At 34.6% G+C, this 15,832-nt stretch carries 15 protein-coding genes; 7 read left to right on the forward strand and 8 right to left on the reverse strand.

Features of this window, described 5'->3' with window-relative positions; all coding sequences use genetic code 11:
* Nucleotides 1–24: 24 nt before the first annotated feature.
* The gene (locus ABVM53_RS15110) at nt 25–1,740 is read left to right on the forward strand and encodes a SulP family inorganic anion transporter (RefSeq protein WP_405327745.1); all 1,716 of its coding nucleotides are present in this window, start codon (nt 25–27) and stop codon (nt 1,738–1,740) included.
* Nucleotide 1,741: 1 nt separating this feature from the next.
* On the opposite strand, the gene ABVM53_RS15115 is transcribed toward ABVM53_RS15110, so the two are convergent.
* Nucleotides 1,742–2,692 carry a lipid A-modifier LpxR family protein gene (locus tag ABVM53_RS15115; RefSeq protein ID WP_405327748.1) on the reverse strand — a complete coding sequence of 317 codons (951 nt, stop codon included), beginning with the start codon at nt 2,690–2,692 and terminating at the stop codon, nt 1,742–1,744.
* 138 nt (nt 2,693–2,830) lie between these two features.
* On the opposite strand from ABVM53_RS15115, the gene ABVM53_RS15120 reads away from it, so the two are divergent.
* Nucleotides 2,831–3,784 (forward strand): tRNA dihydrouridine synthase, encoded by a 954-nt coding sequence (locus tag ABVM53_RS15120; RefSeq protein ID WP_405327750.1) that lies wholly within the window; start codon nt 2,831–2,833, stop codon nt 3,782–3,784.
* Between the two features lie 5 nt (nt 3,785–3,789).
* Here ABVM53_RS15120 and ABVM53_RS15125 read toward each other — a convergent pair whose 3' ends face one another.
* The 4 genes from ABVM53_RS15125 to ABVM53_RS15140 all read right to left on the reverse strand — a co-directional run bounded on the left by ABVM53_RS15125 (nt 3,790) and on the right by ABVM53_RS15140 (nt 9,237).
* On the reverse strand, nt 3,790–6,627 hold the full coding sequence (locus tag ABVM53_RS15125) for an Npt1/Npt2 family nucleotide transporter (RefSeq protein WP_405327753.1): 2,838 nt from the start codon (nt 6,625–6,627) through the stop codon (nt 3,790–3,792).
* Entirely contained in the window at nt 6,620–7,558 is a 939-nt protein-coding gene (locus ABVM53_RS15130) for a serine hydrolase (protein ID WP_405327756.1), read from the reverse strand. Before ABVM53_RS15130 ends, ABVM53_RS15125 begins: the two co-directional genes overlap by 8 nt.
* A 161-nt stretch (nt 7,559–7,719) precedes the next feature.
* Nucleotides 7,720–8,523: a lysophospholipid acyltransferase family protein gene (locus tag ABVM53_RS15135; protein WP_371456701.1), complete on the reverse strand. Its 804-nt coding sequence runs from the start codon at nt 8,521–8,523 to the stop codon at nt 7,720–7,722.
* A gap of 57 nt (nt 8,524–8,580) precedes the next feature.
* On the reverse strand, nt 8,581–9,237 hold the full coding sequence (locus tag ABVM53_RS15140) for an NUDIX hydrolase (protein WP_405327759.1): 657 nt from the start codon (nt 9,235–9,237) through the stop codon (nt 8,581–8,583).
* A gap of 2 nt (nt 9,238–9,239) precedes the next feature.
* Between ABVM53_RS15140 and ABVM53_RS15145 the strand changes: the two genes are divergently transcribed.
* Nucleotides 9,240–9,965 carry a peptidylprolyl isomerase gene (locus ABVM53_RS15145; RefSeq protein WP_405327762.1) on the forward strand — a complete coding sequence of 242 codons (726 nt, stop codon included), beginning with the start codon at nt 9,240–9,242 and terminating at the stop codon, nt 9,963–9,965.
* On the opposite strand, the gene ABVM53_RS15150 is transcribed toward ABVM53_RS15145, so the two are convergent.
* Genes ABVM53_RS15150 through ABVM53_RS15160 form a run of 3 tightly spaced genes read right to left on the reverse strand, consistent with a single transcriptional unit; the run spans nt 9,962 to nt 11,871 of the window.
* Nucleotides 9,962–10,504, reverse strand: coding sequence for a pyridoxamine 5'-phosphate oxidase family protein (locus ABVM53_RS15150; protein ID WP_405327765.1), 543 nt, complete (start codon nt 10,502–10,504; stop codon nt 9,962–9,964). The genes ABVM53_RS15145 and ABVM53_RS15150 overlap by 4 nt on opposite strands.
* Before the next feature lie 18 nt (nt 10,505–10,522).
* Nucleotides 10,523–11,149 (reverse strand): trimeric intracellular cation channel family protein, encoded by a 627-nt coding sequence (locus tag ABVM53_RS15155; RefSeq protein WP_405327767.1) that lies wholly within the window; start codon nt 11,147–11,149, stop codon nt 10,523–10,525.
* Nucleotides 11,149–11,871: an RDD family protein gene (locus ABVM53_RS15160; protein ID WP_405327770.1), complete on the reverse strand. Its 723-nt coding sequence runs from the start codon at nt 11,869–11,871 to the stop codon at nt 11,149–11,151. Before ABVM53_RS15160 ends, ABVM53_RS15155 begins: the two co-directional genes overlap by 1 nt.
* Nucleotides 11,872–12,022: 151 nt before the next feature.
* On the opposite strand from ABVM53_RS15160, the gene ABVM53_RS15165 reads away from it, so the two are divergent.
* The 4 genes from ABVM53_RS15165 to ABVM53_RS15180 are packed head-to-tail and all read left to right on the forward strand — an operon-like array spanning nt 12,023 to nt 15,823.
* Complete coding sequence (locus ABVM53_RS15165) at nt 12,023–12,994, forward strand: stage II sporulation protein M (protein WP_405327773.1); 972 nt, start codon at nt 12,023–12,025, stop codon at nt 12,992–12,994.
* Nucleotides 12,991–13,848, forward strand: coding sequence for a hypothetical protein (locus ABVM53_RS15170; protein ID WP_405327776.1), 858 nt, complete (start codon nt 12,991–12,993; stop codon nt 13,846–13,848). Before ABVM53_RS15165 ends, ABVM53_RS15170 begins: the two co-directional genes overlap by 4 nt.
* On the forward strand, nt 13,848–14,597 hold the full coding sequence (locus ABVM53_RS15175) for a DUF4129 domain-containing protein (protein ID WP_405327778.1): 750 nt from the start codon (nt 13,848–13,850) through the stop codon (nt 14,595–14,597). The genes ABVM53_RS15170 and ABVM53_RS15175 overlap by 1 nt, the downstream gene beginning before the upstream one ends.
* Complete coding sequence (locus tag ABVM53_RS15180) at nt 14,594–15,823, forward strand: DUF4350 domain-containing protein (RefSeq protein ID WP_405327781.1); 1,230 nt, start codon at nt 14,594–14,596, stop codon at nt 15,821–15,823. The genes ABVM53_RS15175 and ABVM53_RS15180 overlap by 4 nt, the downstream gene beginning before the upstream one ends.
* Nucleotides 15,824–15,832 lie beyond the last annotated feature (9 nt).

Here is a 15,832-nt window from a genome sequence, read left to right on the forward strand (position 1 = left end):
CATTTACGCCTTAAAATTAATAATTTGAAAAGGTATTTTCCCATTTTAAGTTGGTTACCCGCCTATAAAAAATCCTATTTATCTGGCGATATTTTTGCCGGAATCACAGTAGGTGTAATGCTCATCCCTCAGGGTATGGCCTATGCAATGATTGCGGGTCTGCCTCCGGTTTTTGGACTTTATGCAGCATTAGTTCCACAAGTTATTTATGCACTTACAGGAACGAGTAGGCAGCTTGCCATAGGTCCTGTTGCAATGGATTCTTTGTTAATTGCATCGGGTTTAGGCGCTTTATCAATTTCTGGTATTGATGAGTATATATCGATGGCCATATTTTTATCGCTATTTATTGGTACCATTCAGCTTACAATGGGCTTTCTCAAAATGGGTTTTTTAGTAAATTTTTTATCTAAGCCCGTTATAAATGGATTCACATCTGCCGCTGCATTAATAATAGGAATAAGTCAGCTGAAGCATTTATTAGGTATAGAAATTACCAGTAATAAAACGCTTCATATTTTACAACAAACATTTTTGCAGCTCGATCAGATAAATCCTCTTGCTGTAATTGTAGGACTCTCGGGAATAGCTTTAATGCTAATCATAAAAAGGCTTAATAGTCAAATTCCAACAGCAATTGTGGTTGTTATTCTGGGTATTGCTCTAGCCTATTTTACACCTATTGCAGATTACGGACTCCAACTAGTAGGTAAAATACCTGATGGTCTTCCCGCATTTAAAATACCAGAAGTTCCCTGGTCAAATTTGGGAGACCTATTTACAATTGCTCTGGCAATGGCATTAATTGCTTTTATGGAGGTTATATCTATAGGCAAAGCACTTGATGAAAAAGTAAATGCAAATACGATTATCCCCAATCAAGAACTTATAGCTCTAGGAACAAGCAATATTATGGGATCACTGTTTCAAAGTTATCCTACAACAGCCGGTTTTAGCCGTACCGCAGTAAATTTTCAAGCTGGTGCTAAAACGGGTGTTGCCGCTTTTATAAGTGCTGCTCTTGTAGCGCTTACCTTACTTTTCTTGACCCCTTTATTTTATTATTTACCTAATGCGATTCTGGCTTCTATTATAATGCTGGCAATCACAAGTTTGATAGATTTTAAATACCCGCAAGAATTATATAAATACCAGAAAGATGAGTTTGTTCTTCTTATGGCTACCTTTTTTATCACCCTGCTCGTAGGAATTCAAGAAGGTATAATTTTAGGAGTTTTATTTTCATTACTTTTAATGGTTTACAGGACATCAAAGCCCCATATGGCTGTATTAGGTCAAATTAAAGGAACTACTTATTTTAAAAATATTACGCGCTTTGCTCCTGATATCATTGACCGAAAAGATATTTTAGTTTTACGTTTTGATGCGCAGTTGTTCTTCGGAAATAAAGATTACTTCTACAAGCAATTAAAACGACATAAAATTGCGAAAGGGCCCGATCTGAAGGTAATTATCATAAATGCTGAAGCCATAAATTATATAGATAGTAGTGCTACTTATATCATTAAACACCTTATCCTTGAATTGAAAGATCAAGAGATACAATTAATGATAGCCGGCGCCACAGGACCTACACGGGATATTTTGTTTAAAACCGGTGTTGTAGATCTTCTGGGTCGTGAAAATCTCTTTGTACGTGTGGTAGAAGCTGTGGAGTATATAGACGGAAAACATTCTCGTACTGAGATTGAAAATCGAATTTCACATCAAAATTATTAGTCTAATTAAATCTTATACTTCCCCTTAGCATCATATAGCGGTGTGGTCTGTTGCCTTCAATTTTACCATCGGTATAGTTCCATTTTATACCAAAAGAATATCTGTTTATTGTATAAAACAGTCCAAGAGAGGCATTTAAATAAAATGACTCTATCAAGTCTTCAGCTACCAAAATATCGCCATTAGCATCTTCTTCCTGTAAAGTAGCATTATAAAAAGACAATCGCGGTGAAAGAGAACCTTCAAAATAGAGCTCTTTATGCATACTGCTTAGCAACACATTTCCTTGAGAATTTGTCCTGGAAAGTTTGTCAAATATACCCAACCGCAGGTTTAGTGAAGGTTCTATGTACGCAAATACAGTTCCTCCGGAAGCTGCGGCTTTTGCATAAATATTAAACCAATCTTTTGTAAATATATTTCTAGCGTAAGTCGCTCTTAAATTTATTCCTAATTTATTTGGAATTTGATCCTCCCATTGTGTTACCAGTTTATCTCCGGAAATATACTGATGAATAAAATTTTGAATTTCCCCGGCTTGCACTGCAGGACCTAAAATACCTAGATCTAATCCTAATTTTAGGAATGAATTTTCAAAAGCATATGTACTTTCAAAATTAACATATCCCCATCCGGCAAAGGGTTGGCGTATATTAACGTGTTGTTTTTTTGTTGAGTAATCTGGTGTATAAGCTTCCACGTGCAAACCGGATCTAAACATTACAAATTCCTTATTTTTAAACAAACTGCCTGTAAAAGAATTTTGCTTCGGTAACCAATTGAAATTAAGATGTATTCCGTAGGTATAGTGCCAATCTGTAGGGCTTCCTATAAGGGTAATATCATTATCGTGACCTAATGTAAACTGATACTTATATTTAGTTTCCTGTGCCGTGCTAGTTACACTCATAACCAGCAGATAACCCAGTAAAAAACGATGAAATAAACTCACGATAATAGCCTGAAAATATACACGAAAGACAAATATAGTCCTATTAAAGTGCCTCAATGTGAACAAATTTTAAAATTTCTAGAATTCGTATATTTTCAACTGCATCATTACTTTATCTTTGGCCAACTAATAAAATTAATGTCGTACACCCTACTCTCATCCCCTTTGCAGGGATTTACAGACTTTAGATTCCGTAAGGCGTTCAATCATTTTTTTGGAGGTATTGATACCTTTTATTCTCCGTACATACGATTAAACGGAAAATTAAAAATTAAACAGTCGTATCAAAATGACTTAATGCTTGAAAATAATACTACGCTAGAAGTTATTCCTCAAATCATAACTAATGATCCAGATGAATTTATTTTTGTAGCAAAATATGTTCGGGATTTAGGTTATACAGAGTTAAACTGGAATTTAGGCTGCCCGTATCCTATGGTTACAAAATCTGGAATGGGTTCGGGGTTAATTTGTAATCCGTCTAGGATAGATGAAGTACTACATAAAGCGCATAACGAAACAGATATCTTAGTTTCTATGAAAATGCGGATGGGTTATGAGAACGCTCAGGAAATATTAGAAGCTTTTCCAATTCTTGATAACTATCCGTTAAAAAATATTGCTATTCACGCCCGTATAGGAAAACAACTTTATAAAGGGCCGGTCGATTTAGATGCTTTTGAAAAATGTATTGACAGCACTAAGCATAAATTATATTATAATGGCGATATAACTTCGGTAGAATCCTTCATTGCTATCAAAGAGCGTTTTCCTAAAATTGATCATTTTATGATAGGTCGCGGACTCATTGCTGATCCTTTTTTGCCTCAAATGATAAAAAATAACACCAGCACCTATCCGGAAGATCGCTGGTCTATATTTTCAGAATTTCACGACACGATCTACAAAGATTATGACGAGTATTTATCTGGTCCAACACCCATAAAAATGAAAATGCTAGGCTTCTGGGAATTTTTCTCTCAGTCTACATCTAATCCGCAGAAAACGTACAAAGCCATTAAGAAAGCGTCTAACCCTGTAAAATATAAGCAGGCTGTTGCACAAATTATAAATGCAGAAATGCGTAGGTAGGAAAATTAGTCCTGAGTAGTTGCTAATAAGGAAGGTTGAAGTTTTTTAAGTGCCAATGCTGCAAAAGAGCGAACCTCGTGATTTTTAGCAGTAATCTGAAGTCCGGCTAAAAGTGGCAAGAAACTCGTGTCACCTAAATATTGTATTAAGTAAATGACCGGTAAACGCAGGTTACCATCTCCTACTTCAATAAGTTGAATAAGTGCTTTGTTAAAACTAATATCTGAATCTTCAAGGATTTCATCATACACATCTTGATCTTCAATGATCGTAAGTTCTAATAGTGGTAAGAGTATATGTTTCAGTTTTGGAGAAAGAATATTATCTAAAAATTCGATAGCATTTGCACGCGTATCTTTATCCTGACTCACAAAACCTTGATAAGCCACATCTAGATCTCTGCGATCATAATACACTGCAAGAAGTTTAAAAATAGTTTCAATACGCACCTTTAATTGAATATCAAGAACCTCTAAAAGACCTTCGCGCGCAATTCGCAATTCAGTTTGATCATCAAAAGATAAACCCGTATAATTTTCCCTTTTAAAATTGCCGCTAATTACCTTTTTACTACTAATTATATCGCGATACTCATAACTTAAATTAAGTAGTTCTTTAAAAATTATCTTCGGAAAGAAATTGAGTTTAGACTCTTTGCGTTTTAATTTATAGAGAGATTTTGCAGAAGCTTTTCGTATTAAATTATCCTTACTTTTCAAGAGTCTTAATAGTATACGTACTGAAGCTTGTGTTTCAAAAGTTTGAATAACAGCTGGAATATGTTTCTTGACATTATTTTTTAAAGTCTTTGCAGCCTCGCGTGCAAGTAGGTTTTCACTAATAGACTCACCATATGATCTTAACGCCTCAATAGCCTCTTTTCTATATTCCTTTATCGTTAGAAATTCAATCAATGCATCAATAAACATAGGTTCTTGAGAGATTCCCGCTGCAATTATCGCGTGGCGTACAATGTGCGAATCTCTGTTATTAAAGTTTACCGATATGAATGAGTAAAACTGTGGAAACTGTGCATAGCCTATAGATTCTAACAAAAAGGAAAGCTCCTCAGGCCGGTGAATACTATTAGGAAGATCGAGTTCTGCCAGCCATAATTCAATACGTAATTCTAAGTTATAGCGTGAAGCAATTTTTTTATTTGTACTTGATTCTTTAGCAAGACATAATAATGCTGCGTGCGCTATATAATCACTACTGTGATTTAAATATGAGTCAAAAATGCGACTGTCGTTTAGTGAAGTGTGGAGAATGAGATAATTCATTGCTGCATACACTACTTCATCATCCTTAAAATGAACCAGTTTTTGCACCACCTCTACTGCTGTACCTTCAGGGTAATGAAACAATTGATTTATAGCAGCAATTTTCACATCATTATCTTCGTGTTCTAATAACTGAAGGATTTTAGGCATCAGTATTTTTGCATTTCTCCCTGATAATTGATCTAGATACATTCGTATTTGATCAGGTTCACCAGAGCTCAAAATTCTTTTTCCTAATTCTATAGGTGATTTACGTTTACGTACAGGTACACCATCAGAAATGGCGACTGCATCCCGTAAACTCTTTCTAAAGCTTTTGAAGTAAGTATCGCGTACTTTGAAAATTCCCACGATCCAAACCAAAATTAAAAATATGATGATTACCGTAACATAGTTTGTAGGTAACGAGAGTCCTTTAATTATGAATATTAAAAGAAAGCCGGCAATACCGGTGGCTACGCTATCTACAACAACATCGATAAAAGATTTAGTTCTGTTTTTTATCTCTAATGAAATAGGAACCATGGCAAGTTCTGTAGCCGCTTTATTTATCGATTGTTTAAAACTACCATCCAGACCTTTGATAATTATGAGAACCCATAATTCAGGAAAAGTAAGAAACAACAGTGATCCTAGTGCAATACCTAAAGGAAGTATTAAAAGCGAACTATTTACTCCTAATTTTTCTACAACTCTATTCGTTAGAAAAAGCTGTATTCCTAATGAGAATAAATTAAAGGTAGAAAACCAGAATCCAAAAAATGAAGCTAGCTCATCTGCATCAGGGATTGCTTTACTTGCAAAATCGCTAAATTGAAAATCAACCAGCTTGGCAATTATTACACTTAAACCAATTATTAAAGCGAGATAAGTTAAATGCTTTGATTTCAGTAATAATTTAAATGCAGAATCATCTAATGCGTGATGCATAGAAGTTGAACGTGAAGTACGACCTACATAACCTCTTTTGTAAATCTGAGCTAATATAGGTATACAGGATAAGATAAATACCGCTGCGATAAGTAGCATATTACCATTCCCGATAAAAGGAACTAATATGGTTGTTAAGTAACCTCCAAATATTCCACCAGCAATTGCTCCAGATCCTATAAATCCAAAAAGTCGTTTTGCTTCGCGTGCATTAAAAACCATATTGGCGAGTAGCCAAAACTGACTGGTTGTTAACACGGCAAATATTCCACTTATTACATAGTATATATAAAGAATACTACCATTTATAAGTTTCAATTTATAGAGTACACTAAGCACAATAAATGCAATAGCGAAGAAAGAAAGCGAAAAGATAATTATACGCTTCAGAGAATAGAGCCTAACGGCTTTATTATAAAAATAAGACGTTACTACTGCTATGCCTGCAATTAATAGGTAAGCAAAAGCAAGATTGTCTGCACCCAAACCTTTAAGAAAAAGTGCATTTACAGTGGGTTTAACGATTAAGAGAATCGTTATTATAAGAAAGACGTATAACTGCATTAAAAAAGAGATGGTGATCTCACCATCTCTTATATTAAACGTCTTTTTCAGAAATTTCTTAATCACCTATTCGACCAGCACCTTTTGTAGCGCTTGCCAGTAAAGTTCGAGATTTTTGTAAAGCTTTCTCAACTGGAAATACTAAATTTCTAATTATTTGTTCACCATTAGGATCTTCTACTAGAGCTACTAAGATATACTTACGACCATTCTCTCCCCAAACTAAAATAGAATCTGAATGGTAATTTTGCCAAGAACCCGATTTTCTAAATAAGCGTGCGGTAGGAGCAATACGCTCAAGTGTATTTACAAATTTGTGATGTAAAGATGGATTCTCCATAATATCAAGCATTTCTTTAGAACGCTCTGCGCTTACTAATGTTCCTGTTACAAGCTTGTAATAAAAGCGACATACTTGTTCTGCTGTAGCAGCGTGACTTAATCCCTTTAATGGGTCTGGTCTGCGCTCACCGGCAGCAGCATAACGTTTACCTACCCATAAACCGCCACCATTAGTCTTATCGTATAATTTGTATTTGTCACTAGTAAGAACACTAGATATTTTATCATACCCAAGGCGGTCTATCATTCTAGTACTGGCTTGATTATTAGATTTACTAATCATCAACCACATGTCGTTTTTAATCTCGGCAGTTTCCTTCATCTCTCCTTTATCAATTGCATCCATTGCAGCTAATAAAATTGCTATTTTAGGTAAACTTGCGGCGTACATCATTTCCTCACCGTTGATGCCCGCATACTGAATAGCATTGGGATCGTCTAAGCTTACAATTCCCACAGACATTTTCTTATTAGCAATTAAGCTTTTAAGTTTTGGGTCTTTAGTGATTTGATTGTAAAGTTGGGTAGTTAAAATTTTACTGTTGAAATTCTCGAGCGGAGCGTCGATACAACTTTTAAGCGGTAATTCTTGGGCAAATGTATTGGAAGATATTGCTACTACTAGCAATAAAATTAACAAATTAAGTCTTTTCATAAACAATATTTAGGGTAACGTCTTGGGGGTTAACGCGCTCTTTTTTATAATAGTATGCAAAGGTTAAGGAAAAATTGTGTTAAAGTTGATTTTTAACACTTATAATCGATGAGGGACAATAATTGCGTCAATAAAAAGTTAAAATTAACAATTTTGCACATTTAATAATCCCATCTGCGGGTTTGATTAAGTTCTTCTTCTTTTTTAAGTTCTTCAGCAGGTATAACTTTTAAAAATGACGGATGTTGCTCAATGGCATATTCAATCATCTCTACGATATCTTCTACAGAGTCATTCTCATAATCAATATCTAATGGTTCTTTGATTTCCATAGTCTGAAGGATTCCTCGTTTTTTAATACGGATTCCTTTTTTATCAAAAGATCTTCTAAAACCATCAATTACTATAGGAACAACCACAGGTTTGTATTGTTTAATTATATGTGCGGTTCCTTTACGTATAGGTTTCCAGGGTTTTGTAGTGCCTTGAGGAAAAGTAATTACCCATCCATCGTGAAGTGCGATACCTATATTCTCTGTATCGCTTAAATTAACAGGTCTATCAACTTCCTGACCTTTTGAGCGCCACGTCCTGCTTACTGAAACTGCCCCGGCATACGCCATAATACGCGGTAGCAACCCACTACGCATAGTTTCACTAGCAGCTACATAATAAATATTAAGTTTAGGATCCCATAGATAACCTACATTTTTAATAGAATCTACACGGCCACTCAAACTCGCATTAAATACGTGAAACATAGCTACCACATCTGCAAAATAGGTCTGATGGTTAGATACAAAAAGCACATTTGTTCCCGGTAATTCTGTAATAATTTCAGAACCATCTATCTGCAAGGCATTAAAACCTCGATAACGTCTATGAGACATAACGCCCATAATACGTATCAACCACTTTTTTATAATCAAGTAGTGTCCAAAAGGATTGGTTTTAAAAAGCCCCATAATTAGTTATAAACTCGTAATGCTGTTTTGTGAAATATAAAATTAAAACTTTAAATACTACCTTTTATCTTCTTCTAATTGTTGCAAAGCCCATTTTACCTCGCTAAGCATCATAGCTGTCGCACCCCAGACAATATTTTTTGTCAATAAAAAAGCTGGAACATCTACCATTTTACCATACGAAGTATCAACGGTTTGAGAAACAATACTGGAGTCTGCTAAAAACTCAGTTAGCTTAACTTCTAGGATTGATTCTACCTCAGACTCCTCTTTTACAAAGTTAGGTGTATGTCTAACAATACCAATAAATGGCTGCACCCAGAAATTACTGGGTGGAATATATATTTTGGTAAGTTTTTTATAGATTTCAATACTGGAGCGCTCCACTCCTATTTCTTCTTCTGTCTCCCGTAGAGCTGTTTCTTCAATAGAATTATCAGATGCTTCTGCTTTTCCTCCTGGAAATCCTACTTGATTGCTGTGTACACCCTTATAAGTTTTGCGTAAAATGAGCACAAGCATAGTTTCGCCATTTTGAGCACTGGGGTAAAATAATGACATTACTCCTGCCCAGCGTGGTTTGCGCTGTTCAATATCTAATGCTGCCAATTCATCTATTCGTTCTGTAGGTGCCATTAGATAATGCGCTTCTTGCCCCAGAAGTTGTAAATTGTTTAATTTTGGCAATCTTTTTATAAACTCATCAAACTGCATATATGCGTATTAGTTTTTCTATTTTAATTCTTGCAATACTTCTTGCAGGTGCCGGTTGTGAAGATAAAAAATCAAAAGTTAAAGAAGAAAGTATTCAAACCGTTGAAAAAAAAGCAGATAGCTCTGAGGCAGATAAAGCCAAAGCCCAAAATGAGAAATTAAAAACCAAAGCAGGTTCTATAATTGAATCTCAGGCAGAGTTAATTCCCTTTTTAACTGCCTACGGAAAACGCAACCCAGAGACCCGTGTACGTATTAAAACCGAGTTTGGTGATATCGAGGTTGAGTTATTTAAGGATACTCCATTACATCGTGCAAATTTCATTCTACTTGTAAAACAAAATTATTTTGACAATACTATGATTCATAGAAATTCGCCCAATTTTGTTGTGCAGGGCGGAAACAGCGATGGCTATGAAACTCCTAAAAAAAGACAACGCATTGGGAATTATTTGATCCCTAATGAAGCTTCATCAAGTCACACACACGTGCGAGGTGCTTTTTCGGCAGCAAAATATTTAGAGCAAAATATAAGTGATGCATCTTCTCCATTTGAATGGTTTATCGTTCAACCGGCACGGGGAGGTCATCACTTAGACGGTGAACATACCGTTTTCGGTAGAGTTACTAAAGGAATGAATGTGGTTGACCAGATTAATAAAGTGGAAGTTGATGAAAATGAGTGGCCACTAAAAAATATCTATATAGATATTGAATTAATGGATTAATTAAATATACCGGTATCAAAACCGTCAAGACTTTCTTGATTTTTTTCAGTCCAGTATTCTTTAATACCCTCTTCTCCTTTTTGCTCTGCCCATAGTTTAAGAATATCACGTTCGCCTTTGTACTCCATAAATGGAACACCAAAACCACAAGAGGTCTGAACCAGCTCAATAGATAGTTTAAAAATTTGTCGGGCTCCTGCAGTTTCTTCAAAATGTTCTAGATATTCTGAAAATTGCGCATCACGTTCGTGAAAAGTTTCAGCTGTGCCGTATAATCTTAATATAAGCGGATTCTTCTCAAATGAGCAAAACATAATTGTCATTCTGGGGTCTTTAAGAACGTGCGCGGCACTTTCATTACCACTTCCGGTCAAATTAAGCCATATTACTTCTTTATCATTCAGTATATAAAAAGTGCTCATTCCTTTAGGAGATACATTCACAAAACCAGTATCTGCGGCAGTACCTACAAAAAATATATTTTGATTAGTTATAAATTCCTTCAATTGAGAATTTAATTCTGGACGCTTCTTTCCCATAAAAATGATTTTTAAAATTTATATCAGCTCCTCCTTTTTATAGATAGAAGGTAATTGTAGTTTAAAGATAACCGCTAATGTGCGCACTACAATTACTAATGAACCAGATATTACCGAATTAATTACCGTATTCACATCAAAATGATCGAGTAAAACAAACATTCCGCCTCCCACTATACATGCACTAGCATAGATTTCTTTTCTAAATATCACCGGAATTTCAGTGCATAAGATATCTCGCAAAACGCCTCCAAAGCAAGCTGTTATTGTTCCTAGAGCTATACAAATAACAGGAGCTAAACCTATGAGCAAACCCATTTGTACGCCGGTAATTGTATAGAGAGCTATACCTATTGTATCAAAAAGGAAGAGGGATTTACGCACATAGCGTAGTTGTTTTCTAAAAATAATAGCCACTACGGTTGCTATAAAAATTAAATAAACAAATGAGGTATTTAAAATCCAGGTAACCGGTGATTTACCTATGAGTAAATCACGTAAAGTACCACCACCCACAGAGGTTACCGTTGCAATAATGAGGATCCCAAAAATGTCCATTCGTTTTTTAGTCGCCGTTATCACTCCAGAGATAGCAAATGAAATAGTCCCTAAAATATCAATAATATCTGCTGCCAGACTTTCCATTACAGTTGTGTATAATAATTATAATCTTTTAAAACCCGATCTATAAATTGAATAGGTTTCTCCTCTGGTGTGATTTGCATAGTGCGTGCAAGTTTATCGCTTAGTTTTACAATAACATTGTGTTTGCCATTATATCTTGACTGACTATAGATAGTTTTTACCTTCTGAATATCTGCGTCATTAAATACAGTAACCTGTGGATATTTTGGCACGTAATCCTCAGGTATTTCTTCTAGCAATGTCTGTCTTAAATTTACTTTCTTGCGCTCACTAATAACTGTAGTGCCGGCTGCAATATCGCCTAAACGTTGTCCTTTACCATTAAGTAAAATGGTAAACACAGCAATACCTCCACTGGTAAGAGATATGTCTATTGTACGCATAATCCATCGCACAAAAAAGCTTCCAAATCCCGGCTTAGAACCATCAACTTTTACTACTCTTAGATTTAAAGCTGCTTTACCCAATGTGCGGCCATTCCAAAAAGTTTCCATAAAGAGAAAATAAAGAAAAGCAGGTATTCCTATAACCATAAAGAATATACTGGCAGAAGCGAGTGAATTGCTTTCAATTCCGAAAGCAGCCAGAGAAAAAACGGTGATTAAAAAATAGGCAACTAAAATAAAGAAGTCTATAATGTACGCAAGAATACGGTCACCAATTCCTGCTACATTTTGATTTATGCTCACATTTTGAGCAGTTTCAATTTGAAAATTATCCATTAATTCTTTTCTTTACCTTCCTTGTTAATTTTGAGAAATCTATTCTTTAAATAACAAATTTGAATTGCTACAGGCTTTACCCTGATTTTATAATTATTTAAACTAGTTTTCAGGAAATTTAATCAAAATTGATTCTTCTAATACCCGTTTTATGCGCGAAGCAGCTTTTGTGAAGCAAAATAAGGATAAATGGTTAAGATTTGAAAATGTAATGGTAGGTAATCAAAGTGATTTATCTCCAGATGAATTATCTGCTCTCTATTTAGAAGTTACCGATCACTTAAGCTATTCCCGAACATTTTATCCAGAAAGCAAAACCACCAGCTACCTCAATCACTTAGCTTCACAATCTCATCAAAAAATTTATAAAAATAAGAGAGAATCGAGCAACAGATTTATTTCATTTTTTACTGATGAATTTCCAAAATTAATATTTGGTTATCAAAGACATCTACTTCTTTCATTTTTGACATTTTTACTTTTTGCAATAATAGGTGCTTATAGTGCCGCTACAGATGGCGCTTATGTGCGCAGTATTCTAGGCGATGGATATGTGAATATGACATTAAAAAATATCGCTGATAATGATCCTATGCGGATTTATAAAGAAATGAATGAAACAGAAATGTTCTTAGGGATCACCATAAATAATATTAAAGTCGCTCTAATGGCATTTATCTACGGAATTTTATTCTGCGTAGGCTCACTCTTTATAATGATGAAAAACGGTGTTATGCTGGGTTCTTTTCAGTATTTCTTCTATGATAAAGGCGTGCTTTGGGAGTCTGTACGCACTATATGGATACACGGTACTATTGAAATTTCTGTGATAATAATTGCAGGAGCAGCAGGTTTAGTTTTAGGTTCTGGAATATTATTTCCTGGCACGTATACGCGCTTAGCATCCTTTAAACGCAGTATGAAAGATGGTTTAAAAATTGTCGTTAGTACTATTCCTTTTTTTATAATAGCTGGATTTCTGGAAGGTTTTGTAACACGCCATACTGAAATGCCAGACTGGTTAGCTATTATAATTATTAGCATTTCCTTGTTACTAATATTATTTTACTACGTCCTATATCCTCATATCGTTAACAAAAAACAACGCCAACTAAAACCATGAAAGAACTAATACAATTTAAAAGACAGCGAGAACTTGGAGATGTCCTATCTGATACCTTTAAATTTTTGCGCCTAGAGTACAAACCTCTATTTAAAGCGCTTCTTCAGAATGCGGCAGTACCTTTTGTTATTCTAATTGCGTTCTCTGCTTATTACACCAGCGTTGCTACAGATTTCACAAACATCTTAGAAGGTTCCTTTAATGCTTCAGGAGTATTTATTTCTCTTATTGGCTTAGTGATCGCTCTGTTTTTTTATTATGGAGTTCTTTATGGAACCATTTTAAATTTTATCAAACTTTATATCGAAAATGAAGGAATTGTAGATCAGACCTTACTTAAACAACAAGTGCGCGCAGATCTTGGTAAATTAACAGGTTTATCTTTTCTCTCTGGTTTAATGCTCATAATAGGTTTTATGATGTGTATTCTTCCAGGAGTTTACATCTCTGTCCCATTATCATTATCCTTTGCTGTTATAGTGTTTAAAAATAAATCTGTGATTGATGCTATTGGTTATAGTTTTAGTCTTGTTAAAGGGGAATGGTGGATGACGTTTGCCACAATTCTTGTAGTAGGGCTCTTGCTTTATGTAGCGAATGTGGTATTTTCTCTTCCGTTAATTATTTACTCATTAGTAAAAGCATTTTCTTCAACAGAACAACTTTCACCGGCAAATCTTTCCGGGGTTTTTGATTGGGTTTATATTAGTCTCAATGTAGCTACAACCGCAATTCAGTATATTTTAGCCGGGATATTTGCTATCGCCATTGCGTTTATATATTTCAACTTAAACGAAAAAATTAACCAAACAGGAACTTTTGAAACTATAGATAGTATAGGATCTGATATTTAATGTACAACCCATTTTACTACATATTATTTCTATTTCTAAGTGTATTTAATTTCAGTATTAAAGCTGAAATTCAAGACTCTGTACAACCTGGTAAAAGTATTCAATACGACGAGCGCAGGGTGGATATTCAGGAATTTGACAGTGATATTCTTAAAGATTACAGATCAAGTGACGCATTTAATTATGAAGAGTTAATTCCGCCAGATAATCTGTGGAATCGCTTTAAAACTTGGCTTGATGATTTATGGGAATCGTTGATAAAATGGATTTTACAAGGAGAAGAGGCTACCGGAATTTTAGGATTTCTCTTACGTGCACTACCCTATCTTTTAATTGCAGGCGTTGTAGCATTTTTAATATGGCTGTTTATAAAAGTGGATATAGGTGGATCCCCTCTTAAAAGGAAAGATCTTAATACCGTATTAGTAACCGACGAGCAGCAGATTATCGAGAGTCAAAATATTCAGGAACTGATAAATGATGCGCTAACCCAAAAAAATTATCAATTAGCGGTTAGATATTATTACCTGCTACTTCTTCAAAAACTTGCAAAAAAAGAACTCATCGATTGGCAAGTACAAAAGACAAATGCTGATTATATCTACGAAATCAAAAATCCAGAATTGCGCAGTGAATTTTCAAAACTTACGCGCATTTATGATTTCATATGGTATGGAAACTTTGAAGTAACTGAGTCTGCATTTTATAAGGCCGAAAAAGAGTTTATAAAATTAACCGCTACCCTATGACACTACGTTATAAAATTTTAGCGGGTATACTTATTCTCGCTGTCACCCTTTTAATTGCTGCAGAAGCCACAAAACCTGAACCGGTAAACTGGTTTCCGAGTTATGGTAAAATTGATAAAATTCCTTTTGGAACTTATATTTTTTACGATCAGCTCAGTTCTATTGTTGATAAAGACAGACTTGAAGAAGTTAATATTCCACCATTTGAGTTTATAGATAGTACAAAAACGGGAACTTATTTTTTTCTGAATAGTTCCGTCTATAATGATGAAGCAGAAGCCCAAAAACTTCTTGAATGGGTTGCAAGTGGTAATACTTTATTTATCGCTGCAAATACGGTAAGCAAAACACTTCTAGACACTCTTAACTTAAGTACTGCTTATTACAGTACTACAAAATTAATCAAGAAACGACCTCTGGTTAATCTGAGTAATCCACAATTAAAAAGTAAATCACCCTATTTGCTAGATAAAGATGTTAGCACCACGTATTTTGATGAAATCGACACCTTAAAAACCACTGTTTTAGGGGTATTTGATCTTATGGAAGATGAAGATTCTACACAAATCAAAGAGCCTAAAATTAATTTTATTGCAACACCATTTAAAAAAGGGACCATTATAATAAACACATTTGCTGAAGGATTTACAAATGCATTTATGCTAAAAGAAGAAAATGCCAGATATACGGCTGGGGCTCTCACCTATCTACCAGCTAATGGTAAAATTTATTTAGATCATAATTATAAAAATAGTAAGGCTGTAGCAGAATCGCCCTTGTATATAATTTTAAACAACAGGTATTTAAAATGGGCTTGGTATACCCTATTGCTTACGACAGTTATCTGGGTTTTGTTTGAGGGTAAGCGAAAACAACGCAGTATAGAAATAATCAAGCCATTGCCAAATCAAACTCTAGATTATACGAGAACTATTGCAGGGATGTATTTAGATAAAAAGGATAATAGACAGATTGCAATTCATCAGATTAACCACTTTATGGAATATATAAGGTCTACCTTTATTTTGGCAACAGATAAAAAAGATCAAGATTTCATCGAAAAACTTGCTGCTAAAAGCAATGTTTCGGTAGTGGAAATTAAAAATACAATAGACTATATCATCACACTAAAGCCAAAAGCTGTAATTACTGAAGATGAATTGATACAGTTAAACTCTTACATTGAAAACTTTAAAAAATACCATCAAGATGGACGAATCAATTAATAATTCTGA

It is taken from the genome of Leeuwenhoekiella sp. LLG6367-2.1 (genome assembly GCF_045055775.1).
Classification (GTDB): Bacteria; Bacteroidota; Bacteroidia; order Flavobacteriales; family Flavobacteriaceae; genus Leeuwenhoekiella; species Leeuwenhoekiella aequorea.

Coding starts and splice junctions, on each gene's coding strand:
- ABVM53_RS15120 (WP_405327750.1), top strand. CDS start 2,831: ATGTCGTACACCCTACTCTCATCCCCTTTGCAGGGATTTACAGACTTT.
- ABVM53_RS15130 (WP_405327756.1), bottom strand. CDS start 7,558: ATGAAAAGACTTAATTTGTTAATTTTATTGCTAGTAGTAGCAATATCT.
- ABVM53_RS15135 (WP_371456701.1), bottom strand. CDS start 8,523: ATGGGGCTTTTTAAAACCAATCCTTTTGGACACTACTTGATTATAAAA.
- ABVM53_RS15140 (WP_405327759.1), bottom strand. CDS start 9,237: ATGCAGTTTGATGAGTTTATAAAAAGATTGCCAAAATTAAACAATTTA.
- ABVM53_RS15145 (WP_405327762.1), top strand. CDS start 9,240: ATGCGTATTAGTTTTTCTATTTTAATTCTTGCAATACTTCTTGCAGGT.
- ABVM53_RS15150 (WP_405327765.1), bottom strand. CDS start 10,504: ATGGGAAAGAAGCGTCCAGAATTAAATTCTCAATTGAAGGAATTTATA.
- ABVM53_RS15155 (WP_405327767.1), bottom strand. CDS start 11,149: ATGGAAAGTCTGGCAGCAGATATTATTGATATTTTAGGGACTATTTCA.
- ABVM53_RS15160 (WP_405327770.1), bottom strand. CDS start 11,871: ATGGATAATTTTCAAATTGAAACTGCTCAAAATGTGAGCATAAATCAA.
- ABVM53_RS15165 (WP_405327773.1), top strand. CDS start 12,023: ATGCGCGAAGCAGCTTTTGTGAAGCAAAATAAGGATAAATGGTTAAGA.
- ABVM53_RS15170 (WP_405327776.1), top strand. CDS start 12,991: ATGAAAGAACTAATACAATTTAAAAGACAGCGAGAACTTGGAGATGTC.
- ABVM53_RS15175 (WP_405327778.1), top strand. CDS start 13,848: ATGTACAACCCATTTTACTACATATTATTTCTATTTCTAAGTGTATTT.
- ABVM53_RS15180 (WP_405327781.1), top strand. CDS start 14,594: ATGACACTACGTTATAAAATTTTAGCGGGTATACTTATTCTCGCTGTC.